The organism is Nocardia tenerifensis NBRC 101015, from assembly GCF_000308715.1.
Classification (GTDB): domain Bacteria; phylum Actinomycetota; class Actinomycetes; order Mycobacteriales; family Mycobacteriaceae; genus Nocardia; species Nocardia tenerifensis.
In genome coordinates this window covers 1-10,195 of the sequence record NZ_BAGH01000097.1, presented here as the reverse complement: position 1 = coordinate 10,195, position 10,195 = coordinate 1, and the positions used below count along the sequence as shown (strand labels likewise).

Annotated in this window: 3 protein-coding genes and 1 tRNA gene; 2 read left to right on the top strand and 2 right to left on the bottom strand. The window is 69.0% G+C overall.

Annotated elements, in window-relative coordinates; all coding sequences use genetic code 11:
- The coding region (locus tag ON39_RS07695) for a fatty acid synthase subunit beta domain-containing protein (RefSeq protein ID WP_040732574.1) at positions 1-6,785 on the bottom strand (6,785 nt) is incomplete at its 3' end.
- A 387-nt stretch (positions 6,786-7,172) separates the two neighbouring features.
- Between ON39_RS07695 and ON39_RS07690 the strand changes: the two genes are divergently transcribed.
- Positions 7,173-7,254 (top strand) — tRNA-Leu (locus tag ON39_RS07690).
- 468 nt (positions 7,255-7,722) lie between these two features.
- A complete protein-coding gene (locus tag ON39_RS07685) occupies positions 7,723-8,826 on the top strand; it encodes an IS630 family transposase (protein WP_255219240.1) in 1,104 nt (367 codons plus the stop codon).
- A 540-nt stretch (positions 8,827-9,366) separates the two neighbouring features.
- On the opposite strand, the gene ON39_RS07675 is transcribed toward ON39_RS07685, so the two are convergent.
- On the bottom strand, positions 9,367-9,873 hold the full coding sequence (locus tag ON39_RS07675; RefSeq protein ID WP_040732572.1) for an Ltp family lipoprotein: 507 nt from the start codon (positions 9,871-9,873) through the stop codon (positions 9,367-9,369).
- Between the last annotated feature and the right edge of the window lie 322 nt (positions 9,874-10,195).

Here is a 10,195-nt window from a genome sequence, read left to right as displayed (position 1 = left end):
TCCGCGCGCGCGCCTGCGTCGGCGAGGTCACCGGCCACCCGCGGCGCCGCGAACGGCAGCAGCATGGTCGGGGTCATCGCGTCCTTGGTCTTGACCTTCGCGCCGCCCGCGTTGTCGACCTGTTCGGTGCCGACCCACTCGATCAACGCGTCGACGTCCTGGTAGGACGCCATGTTCGCGGGCACGACCCAGAGGGCGGCGCCGTGGCGGGCATTGTCGCGGTAGAGCTTCCGGTAGAAGCTCAGGCGATCGTCGTTCAGGCTCGACGTGGTGACCACCACGGTCGCGCCGCCGCCGAGCAGCCGCCCGGTGACCGCCGCCGCGATGGAACCCCTGCTCGCGCCGGTGATCACGGCGATGTCCGCGGACCAGACGCCGCGGTCCTCGGCGCTCAGCGCCGCCTCGGCGATGCGCTCGTACACGCCGGCCAGCACGGAACGGGCCTCGTGCTTGGCCCGCTCGCGCCACCAGTTCGCCTGTGCGGCAACGGCTTCGCCCGCGCCGAGGAAACCGTCCAGCGGCAGCTCGGCGGTCTCGGCGTCGTCGCCGAGCCAGATCCGGGCCAAATCCTCACGGGCGGTGGCCCACCGGTCGTCGAGCAGCACGGCCTTGCGCGGATCGAAGGCCGGCGCGACCAAACGTGGCCAGTCCGAACCCAATTCGGCCGAAACGAGGTCGACCAGCGAGTTGTCGGTGGCCTCCGGCGCGGAGACCTGTTCGGTCAGGCCGAGCTGCTCGAGCACCACTCGCGCGGCCGTGGCGAGCACGCCGTCGCGGCCGGTGATCTGCTCGGTGAACTCACCCAGTGCGGCCGCGTCGACGGTGCCACCGCCGCCGCCACCGGCCGAGGGCAGCGAGACCGAAACCCCGCGACGGGCCGCGACGGCCTGCACGGCGGCGTCGATGGCCGCGTCGACCGCGGCGCCGTCGCTGAGCGCGCCGGAGACCAGCCCGCCGAGGTCGCCGCCGCGCACGCTGGCGCCTTCCCGGGTGCCGAGGGAGACCTCGGCGGTGACGTGGCTGGCCCAGCCGTCACCGAGCTCCCAGACCTTCTTCACCCGCTCGGCGATCGCGGCCGGGCGCTTGCCCGACGGACCGAACACCTTGCGCAGGTGGTCGCCGATCGAGTCGGACAGCACCGAGCCGAAGGGCTTGTAGGTGCGCGCGAGCCGCTCGACGGTGACCGAGAGCGCGCCCATGTCCGCGTCGGCGGCGCCGTCGATGGCGCCGAGGGACAGCTCGGAGCCGAGGTCGACCAGCAGCTGGTTGCGGCGCGAGGACACGCCGTCGCACAGGCCCTCGATGGTGTCGACCGGGCCGATCTGGTCCAGCCGCAGCTTGGTCCACAGCGCGATGAGCACGCGGGTGGCGTCGGCGGCGGTGAACGCGATGTCGTCCGGGCGCGGACCGCCCGAGGCCGCCACCGGCGCGGGGGCCGCCGCGACAGGCATTGCGGCCGAGGCGATCTCGACGGTCTCCTCGGCGGGCTCGTCGACCGGCGCGGGGTCGGTGTCGGTGGAGTAGACCACCGCGGCCTCGCGCTCGATGTTGAGCACCTCCACCGTCGCGCCGCTGAACGCGGGCAGCTTCAGCGTCTGGGTGGCCAGGTTCGCCACGGTAGGCGTTGCGCCCAAACCGATCTCGACGAACCGCTCGACGCCAAGGCCGCCGTGCGCGGTATCGGTGAACAGCAGATCCTGGGTCTCGATCCAGCGCACCGGGCTGGCGAACTGCCAGGCCAGCAGCTCCACCAGCACGACCCGGCACAGCTCCTTCGGCCGCACCGACCAGCTGTCGAAGTCGGCCAGGACCGCGGCCAGCGGCTCCGACGGCACCAGATCGGCGATCTCCTGGATGAATTCGCGTTCGAGGGAGAACGGGCGGGGCACCAGGTTCGGGATGTAGCGGCCGACCAAAATCTCCGGGTGCAGGTCGGCGGGCAGCAGCTGCTCGAGCTTGTGCCGGAACTCCGGCACGCCCTTGCGCAGCACGGTCGAGTGGAACGGCACGTCGATGCCGGGCACCAGGATGAAGGCCCGCTTGCCGCCGAATTCCGCACGGCGGCGGTCGATCTCGGTCTCGAGCGCCTCGAGTCCGGCGACGGTGCCCGCGATCGCGTACTGCGAGCCGCGCAGGTTCAGGTTGACGACCTCGAGGAACTCGCCGGTCCGCGCGCCGATGCCGGTGACGAAGTCGATCACCTCGTCGTCGGGCAGCCCGATCTGCGACGGCCGGATGGCCGCCATCCGGTAGTCGCTGCGGCCCTGGGCATCCCGCGGCACCAGCTCGTGCATGGCCGATCCACGCTGGAACACCACCTCGAGCACCGCCTCCAGCGGCAGCACCCCGGCGACCGCGGCGAGCGCGTTGTACTCGCCGACCGAGTGGCCCGCCAGCATCGCGCCCTCGACGAACGCTCCCGCCTCGCGCAGCTCGGCGACCTGGGCGACGCCGAGGACCGCCATGGCGACCTGGGTGAACTGGGTCAGGTGCAGCACGCCGTCGGGGTGGCGGTGTTCCACCCCGCGCGCCTTGAGGTAGGTCGGGTTGTCGCGGACCACGGCCAGGATGGAGAAGCCGAGCGCGTCGCGGGTGTGCTTGTCGGCCCGATCCCAGACCTCCTTGGCGGCCTTGGAGCGCGTCCGCGCGTCCAGACCCATGCCCTTGCGCTGAATGCCCTGGCCGGGGAACGCGTAGACCGTGCGCGGCGCGGCGGTGCGCCCGGTCGCGGTCATCACCAGGTCGCCCTCGGTGCGGCAGGAGACCTCGACGATCTCGCTGCCCGCGTCGACCGCGACACGCTCGACGCGCACGTCGATCTGCGCGCCGGGGCGAACCATGCCGAGGAAGCGGGTGGTCCACGCCGTCAGTGTCCGGGCCGGGACCGCGCTGTCCGGGTCGACCGCGGAGACCGCGTGCTGGGCGGCGGCCGAGAGCCACATGCCGTGCACGATCGGGCCGCCGAGGCCGGCGAGCTTGGCCGCGGAGTCGCTGGTGTGAATCGGGTTGTGGTCGCCGGAGACCGCCGCGAACGCGTGCATGGTGCGCGGCGCGACGATGGTGACGTCGCGACGGCGGCGACGCGGGGTGTCGGTGGCCGCGTCGGACACCGTGCCCGCCGCGCGCGGCGGATCGGTGAGCTCGCCCGCCCCGTTGCGGCCGCGGATGGCGAACCGCTCGGTGAGGGTGGCGACCGTCGGCATGGACAGCCCGGTCTCCGGCCGGTCCAGCATGCCGGTGATGTGCACGCGCACCTCGACGACGCGGCCGAGGTCGGTGTCGAGCGTCTCGCCCGCCTGCGCGCGCACCACGAGAACGCTTGGGCTGGTGGGCAGTTCGCCCGCCAGCTCGATCTGGTGGTCGAGGTGGACCAGGTCCAGCATGCCCTCGATGACGCTGGCATTATCGGCTGCTCGCGCCGCGCCGAGCACCGCGAACACCGCGGGCCAGCAGGCGCCGACCAGCACGTCGGGCACCGTGCGGCCGAGCGTGCTCAGCGTCGCGGGCAGGCCCGAGCCGGTCACGCCCGCGTGGTCGGCGACCAGGTCGGGCGACCACGCGATGTTCAGGTGAGCGACCTTGCCCTTCACCTCGGGCAGATCCTGTCCCGCGGCGACCGCGAGCAGCGCGGCCATGGCCTCGTGCGCGTCGGCCTCGGTGACGACCGGCGCGCCACCGTTGTAGGTGGTGACCGGCACGGTGATGCGGATGCGAACGACGTTGGCGCCCAACAGCGGAACGGTCAGCTCGACGTAGGCGTTGTCGGCCTCGGGCCCGGTGGTCTCGGTGAGCGTGGCGCCCGTCGGCGGGTGCACCGCGCCCTTGCCGTCCACGGTCCATTCGGCGAGATCGCCGAGGCGGTGCACCGGATTGACGGTGGTGCGGCCGGACCATTCGATGTCCGGCGCGGCGATCACGGTGTCGATCGGCCCCGTGGTCACGCCCGCGACGCGGCGGGCGTCGATCGCCACCGGCACGACGCCGGCGCGCACCAGCGTGTAGGCGGTGTCCTGTTCGAATCGGTCGAGCAGTTCGCCGACGGGTTCGTCGACGCGGGTGATGCCCGCGACGGAGACGGTGCCGGGGATGACGCACACCTGGTCGGCGGAGTAGCGCGAATCATGGGCCTGCCACAGCGAATCCGAGCGCCACCAGCGGCGCACGTCGCCGTCGACGACCGGCACGAAGTTGACCGGTTTGCCGGGGGTCTTGCACAGCGAGACGAAGAACGGCACGTCGGCCGGGTGCAGCAGCGTCTGCTCGGCGGCGGGGTAGCGGTCCTTGAGCGCGCACAGCGCGCCGACCGGATTCTCGAACTCGGCGTCGGAGGCGAACAGCGTCTCGATCTCACCGCGGTCGGCCGGGTGCAGCCGGGATTCGGTGCGGCGCATCATCTCCGCGAAACGATCACGCCAGGTGATGTCGAGCCAGACCGAGCGGGTGGCGTCGAGGATGGCCTCGCCGATGTCGCTGCCGCAGTCGAAGTACTTGCGGCGGTCCAGGCCCACGGCGAGTTCGATGTAGCGCTCGAGCCAGTCCAGGTAGGTCATCGAGGCGAGATCACCGAAATACGGCTTGGCCGTGGCGTTGAGCGCCTCGATGATCTCCTCGCGGCGCGCCGCGACGGCCTCGGCGTCACCGGCGACCTCGTCGAGCAGGCGGCCGGTGCGCGAGGCGGCGTTGTCGATCTCGTGGATGTCGGCGCCCAATTGGCTACGGCCCGAGGCCATTCCGCCGCTGGCGGTGCCCGCGCCGACCCAGTCGGGGGTGCCCGGGGTGTCCACCAGCAGCTGCTTGACCTCCGGGGCGGTGGTCGCCTCGAGCGTGGCCATCGCGGCCGTGCCGACCAGCACACCGTCCAGGGGCATCACCGGGTAGCCGTGCGCCGTGGCCCACTGACCGGTGAGGTATTCGGTTGCGCGCTCAGGGGTTCCGATGCCGCCACCGACACAGACGACCACGTTGTCGTGGGTGCGCAGCTCGGCGTAGGTCTCGAGCAGCAGGTCGTCGAGGTCCTCCCAGGAGTGGTGCCCGCCGGCCTTGCCGCCCTCGATGTGCATGATCACCGGGTAATCCGGCACCGCGGCGGCGATCCGCAGCACGGCGCGGATCTGCGCGACGGTGCCCGGCTTGAACGCCACGTGCGAGATGCCGACCTCGCTGAGTTCCTCGATGAGCGCGACGGATTCGTCGAGTTCCGGAATGCCCGCGGTGACGATGACACCGTCGAACGGCGCGCCCGCGGCACGGGCCTTCTGCACCAGCCGCTTCCCACCCAGCTGCAACTTCCACAGGTAGGGATCGAGGAACAGCGAGTTGAACTGCACCGCGCGACCCGGCTGCAGCAGCGTCTTCAGCTCCGCCACCCGATCGGCGAAGATCTGCTCGGTCACCTGACCGCCGCCGGCCAGCTCGGCCCAGTGACCCGCGTTCGCCGCCGCCGCAACGATTTTCGCATCGACGGTCGTGGGGGTCATGCCCGCCAACAGAATCGGCGAACGCCCGGTGAGCCGGGTGAACGCGGTCTCCACCACGATCCGCCCGTTCGGCAACCGAACCGGCTTGGGCGCGAACGCCGTCCACGGCGCGGCCGTCTCCGGCGCCGAACCCGGGGTGAGCAGACTGCGCTGCCCCGCCCGCGTCGCCGCCGCGACCATGCCCACACCGGTGCCCTTCAGCGAGCCACCCGTCAGCCTGGACAGCAGATCGCCCGGGCCGAGATCCAGAATCCATTGCGCGCCCGCGTCGATCACGCCGTCGACGGTCTGCACCCAGTCGATCGGATCGACCAGGATCTCCTGCGCGAGCACGCCGGCCAGCGCCGCGTCCAGCCCGCACTGAGTGGCCCACGAGCTCACCAGATCCACCGTGTCGGCCAGCGCCGGATGATGGAACGCGACATCGACGGCCACGTCCTCGAAGACCGGCGCGAAGACCGCGCCGCCGCGCACCTTCGCGTCGCGCTCGCGCGACTGCGCGTCGTGAATCTGCCCGCAGCGCTGCCGAACCCGCTCCAGCTGAGCCGGAGTACCGGAAAGCACCGCGCGCCTGCGTCCGTTGCGAATAGACACCACCGCGGCCGCTGCGGGATCGACGCCCTCGGCCACCTCGGCCACGACCGCCCGCAGCTGCTCCGGATCGACGTTCGACACCGCGACCATCGGCGAGCGCTCGCCCACCGGCATCAGCCCGCGCCTGCGCGCCACCAAACCCGCTGCCGCGCCGATCAATTGCGCGATCGCGAGGATCTCGGCGTCCCGCCGGCCGCCGGCCTCCACCGCGGCCGCCGCCAGCTTGCCCTGCGAGTGGCCGACGATCGCGACGGGCGCGTGCTCAACCGGATCCAGTCCCTGCAGCCGCAGCGCGCGGACCGCGGCGATCTGCGACAGCAGCACGCCGGGCATCGACACGGCGGCGGAACGCAGCACCTGCGGCGACGGGGCCGCGGAAACCTCACCCTGGTCGGTGTCGACCAGTTCGTCCTCGAGCATCCACCCGATCGGGTCGAAGCCGACGGGACGGACCACAAGCAACTGTGCCGCAACGGGTTCCAGCAGCGCCTGCGCCTCGTTGACCAAGGCGGTCAATTCGGGCTCCAGCGCGCTGTCGCGGCCGATCTCCTCCAGCTCATCGAGCCACTGAGCGCCCTGGCCGCCGAAGGCGAGCGCGTAAGGCGCCCCGCTCAGCAGGCGATCCAACAGTGGCGATCGGGTCCCAGCCCCCTGGGCCGCACCGACCTTCGCGCTCTGTCCGGTACCGGTCTCGGTGCTCTCGTTGATCGTCAAGACGATTCGACTTCCTTTTCCTGGCGACGCGCCCTGCGAGACACGCCGCTCCCTCCGGTGCGCAGGTGTTCCTCAGCGTTGGGGCCTGATACCGGCGAGGATAGCCAAAATCATGAGGAAATCCTCACGTTTGCCCGTCGGCTAGCGGGCATACTGCCGAGTATTCATGTACGACCGTGCCAGAAAGAAGCAAAACATGACCCTTCCTCATGTTTGAACCCGCTGGTCCATCGGGTTACTAACCCGTAGGAAACATGAGCGCCCCTCATGTTGATGTTTATCTAATCGTTATAATCCCTGGTAGAGTTACTGACCAGTACGCCACGCCCGCCCGGAGCTTCGCTAAGTCGGTCAAGCCCGGTAGAGTTTGCACGGTCGTACCATCACGCGCGAGTGGCGAAATTGGCAGACGCGCCAGATTTAGGTTCTGGTGTCCACGGACGTAGGGGTTCAAGTCCCCTCTCGCGCATAACGTATGACACGTGTGTCGCGTTCGGGGGTTCGAGAGAGCCCTCGAACGCCACACAATGCCCTCACCAGCGCTCTTGCAGACGATCCCCCACCTCGGCTCCAGCTACCGTGTTCAAGAGCCCTCGCACACGCGATCACCCCACACGCGAGAAGTTTGCCCGCGTCGGCTCCGAACCGGTCGAGCACCCGACCGTCTGGCCTCATCGCGGTAGCACGGTGGTCGCTGGTCCAACACCGACGAAGGTTGGACGTGTCGGCGTGTCCCGGCGAGCACGTTTTCCCGAACGTATGCGAAGGCGGCAACCAAGGTGTAAGAGCCCCCGCAACGTCTTGGGCTCCGAAGCACAGTCGGTGAGGCCTACCCTGGCAGAACACCGCGTCGAGGCAGCTAGTGCCTCGTCCGGAAAGGTTGGTCTGGTAACCGGGTGTCGGTTTGCTCGTGTGCTCGCGGACAGCGAAGCTGCCGGTGGAGGTGGTGCCGGTGGCCCGGAAGCCGGAAGTGTTTGTGCGAGCGGTGTCCCCGGAGGAGGGGCGCCGGTTGCAGAAGATCACGAAGACAAGCAAGCAGCCGGTCAGGATGCGGCGGGCGATCGTGGTGATGGCCTCGGCCCAGCGACAGCCGGTGCCGGCGATCGCCCGGTTAATGCAGGTATCGGAAGCCTATGTGCGGCAAGTGATTCACGACTTCAACGAACGGGGGTTCGAAGCGTTGGACCCAAAATGGAGCGGGGGCAGGCCGAAGAAGGTGGATCGGGCGACGCGTGAACGTATCGCCTGCATCGCCCGGTGCTGCCCCCGTGACCTGGGCTGGCCGTTCTCGACGTGGAGCCTGTCGAAACTTCGGGAGGCGTTGCAGAACAACGCTATTGCCGATATCAGTCGTGAGACTCTGCGTCAGATCCTCAAGGCCGAGGGTGTGTCGTGGCAGGCGGTCAAGACCTGGAAGGCCGGAAACGACCCGGATTTCACCGCGAAGATGAATCGGATCCTGGACCTTTACGACCATCCTCCTGCTGACGGGCGGGTGATCTGCGTCGACGAGTTCGGGCCATTGAATCTGCAACCCCGTGCTGGTCGAGGCTGGTTCCCGCAGCACAGACCCAAGCGGTTGCGGGCGACTTATCACCGCACCCAGGGTGTTCGGCATCTGCTGGGCGCACTGGATCTGGCCACCGGGAAAATCCACTACCGCATCCGTGACCGCAAGCGAGGGACCGAGTTCCTGGCGTTGCTGAAGTCGCTGCGTGCCCGCTGGCCAGGCGAAAAGCTTTACGTCATCGCCGACAACTTCTCCCCGCACAAACGAGCCGAGGTCCGCGACTGGACCGCGAGTCACGCCGTGGAATTGGTATTCCTGCCGACCTATTCGTCCTGGTTGAACTGGATCGAGTCCGAGTTCGCGGCACTGCGCTACTTCGCCCTGGGCGGCACCGACCACCGCAGCCACGGTGAGCAGGACGCCGCCATCGCCGCCTACATCCGCTGGCACAACCAGCACGCCACACCCAAACGCGACTTCGCCGTCAACTCAAAAATCCGCCTACCCGATTACCTACCGAAGGTTGCTTGACGAGGCACTAGCGCTCGTGTGATGTGAGGAGCGAGAGCTCGTCGCATGTTTCCGTATCCCGCAGCCGCGCCAGTGCCCGTCCCAGCACCCGCCGGCCCGGAACTGCGACAAGACCCGTCTCAGTCATCGCGACCAGCAACACCAGATCCCCCGCCGAGAGACGCCGCATGGCCGCCGACAACCGGACATGCCCGCGGCGATCGACTACGCAACCGCTGCGCCGCACCACACCGATCGTGATCACCTCCCCGACCAACCGATCCCGATCGGCGTCCCCAGCACCCACGCCATGCCTCGAACACCGGCCGCTCACACACCCGCGACCGATCGTTGATGACCGACACCGCGAACTCCGACGCGAACACGTCAGTAGCACAACGTCCTGCACGGTACGCCAGCGCCGACCATAGGTTCACCCCGCGCCCGGTACCACCGCGGCGCAGATGTGCGGACCCGCGCGATACGTGATATCGCCACCGTCGAGCGAGAGGAGCCTGGAGGGGGTGCTGCGGTGTTCGGGTCTACCACCGAAAGAGATTGTCAGTAGGCGGCATTGGCTCCGTACTCGGCCTGGGCGCGCGTGAAGCCCTCGTACACAAGCTGATCTATCAGTCCGGAACGAGAGAACGAGGTGTACTCGAGATACTGCTTGGCGCTCTTTGCCGCCTGCTCGTTCCAGTCCACATTCAGGCTGTCCACCGCGAACGTAGCGTCTGCGGTGGAGAAGCCTTCGTACTCGAGCTGATGGATCAGACCGCTGCGGGAGAAGGCAGAGAAGTCGAGGTACTGCTGGGCAGACCGGATGGCGTTGCGCTGGCTGGAGGTGATGTCCCGCTTGGCCGGGGAGAATTCGACCGCAAGTGTCGATACGGGCGCCGCGATATCCGGCCGAGCGACGTCGGCGGCTGCCGGGGCGCTGCTCCATGCGGGTGCCGCTAGGGCGAGAGCCAGTACCGGGGCGCCGAGCCGCACCCGTTTCTTCTGCTTCTTCGGCGCGGCCGCGGCCGACAGGTAGCTGGGTTGTGGGCTGGGGAACGGCTCGGTCATCTGGTGCTCCTTGACGAAGGTGTGTCGTCGCCGACGCGTCCCGCAGAGGCGAGAACAGGTCAGGATGCCACACCCCACCGACAGTGTTGGAATGCGTCTCTGGACAACAAGATTGGCCTGTTTCGAAAGGAGGAATCTTTCGTTCCCGCGCGTAGTGTTCGCTGGTTGCCGCCGGTCGATGGCGGGCCTGTCCCGCCAGGTGCTACCGGGCGGGTCCAAGGTACTTGTCCGGTCTTCGCACGTAGGTTCCGACCCTCGGCATGTGTGCGTGTCGATATGTCCGCACCAGCCAACGGATGAGCACCCCTCAGTGCCCGTGTAC

Excerpts from the sequence above, each read along its gene's own strand:
- ON39_RS07675 (WP_040732572.1), bottom strand. The coding sequence starts at position 9,873 with ATGACCGAGCCGTTCCCCAGCCCACAACCCAGCTACCTGTCGGCCGCG.